Genomic DNA, 1365 nt, shown 5'->3' on the forward strand with positions numbered 1-1365 from the left:
TCAAGCATATTAAGAAACATTCCATAACCGTTGTCAAAGGTCGCTTTTCCATTGCCAAAACCTTTATTTCCAATAGCTTTCATATCTAAGTCTTCGACACATACGATATCATACTGATTGGCTATCTCAGTAGATTTCTTATGAAGACTGTCGAGACGTTGATTCGCTATTTTTCTATAGATTCTGTTTACTTTTCTCATTTGTTTAAAATAGTTGCTTGATTTTGTTTCATTCTTTTTAGAACCTGCTTTTCGTGAAAGTCTTCTTTGTTGTTTAGCAAGCTTCTTATGACTTTCTCGATAGTATTTATGAACTCCTGCTTTATTCCCATTACTGTCCATATAAAGTCCATCAGATTTATAGTCAAGTCCAATAGCATTTGTACTTGATTTGGAAACAGATGGAATGTCTTCCTGTTCATATTCAAAAAGAACGGAAGCAAAATAGTTACCGACACTATCTTGAGAGACAGTAACAGATTTAAGCTTCCAATCATCTTTAGGCAACTTATGAATAACAGCTTTGACCATTCCAACTTTAGGAAGCTTTATGACATTTTTACCAATAAGAATATTGTTGTTGGTAAAATTTGTTGTATACGACTTTTTAGATTTTCTTTTGCTTTTGAATTTAGGGAAATGATTTTGTTTTTTAAAAAATCTGTCATAGGCGTCTGCTAAATGAAAAACGGCATTTGAAACAGCAAATTTATCTATTTCTTTGAGAAAATCATAATCTTTTTTTAATGTACGAGTAGCGAACTCATTTGATTTAAGCTTAGAAAGATGGGATTCTCCATCTTTGTATCTTTGTTTTTGTAAGGCAAGTAATTGGTTATAGACAAAACGACAGCAACCAAAAGTTTTTGCAAACATGACTTTTTGTTCATCATTTGGATAGAGTCTATATTTAATTGCCTTGTTACTTTTGTTTGCTTTTGACATATATTTTACCTTCCTTGCGTTTGAATATATTCCTTAATAATATCTACGGTCACCCCACCTGTAGATATCAAACAATAGCTTTGTGACCAGAACATATCCTTCCATAAATGTTTCTTGATTTCTGGATATTCTTTTTTTATAAGTCTACTGCTTGCTGATTTATAAGCATTGATAAATTTAGAAATCTCACTATTAGGCTGCCCTCTGAACAGTATATGAACATGGTCTTTATCGTGATTCCATTCTTCCAACGAAATATTATAATTAAGGCATATGTTTTTAAATATCTCTTTAAGCCGTAATGAGATAGCATCATCAATAACATTATTCCTGTATTTGACACACATAATTAAATGATAATTAAGCATGAACACTGAATGATTATTAGTATCAAGTTCCATAGCAATATCCTTTCTAAAAT

The 1365-nt window shown here is 31.2% G+C and carries 2 protein-coding genes; both read right to left on the reverse strand.

What is annotated here, in order from left to right; translation table 11 throughout:
- On the reverse strand, positions 1 to 944 hold a 944-nt coding region (locus HUU89_RS14410), incomplete at its 3' end, for an RNA-guided endonuclease TnpB family protein (protein WP_175302126.1).
- 5 nt (positions 945 to 949) lie between these two features.
- Complete coding sequence (tnpA, locus tag HUU89_RS14415; protein ID WP_147580675.1) at positions 950 to 1345, reverse strand: IS200/IS605 family transposase; 396 nt, start codon at positions 1343 to 1345, stop codon at positions 950 to 952.
- Positions 1346 to 1365: the final 20 nt, after the last annotated feature.

This window comes from Faecalibacillus sp. H12, from assembly GCF_013361255.1.
In the GTDB taxonomy this organism is placed as follows: domain Bacteria; phylum Bacillota_I; class Bacilli_A; order Erysipelotrichales; family Coprobacillaceae; genus Faecalibacillus; species Faecalibacillus intestinalis.

What these genes read in the sequence shown, in the direction of transcription:
- tnpA (WP_147580675.1), bottom strand. Translation starts at nt 1,345, where the DNA reads ATGGAACTTGATACTAATAATCATTCAGTGTTCATGCTTAATTATCAT.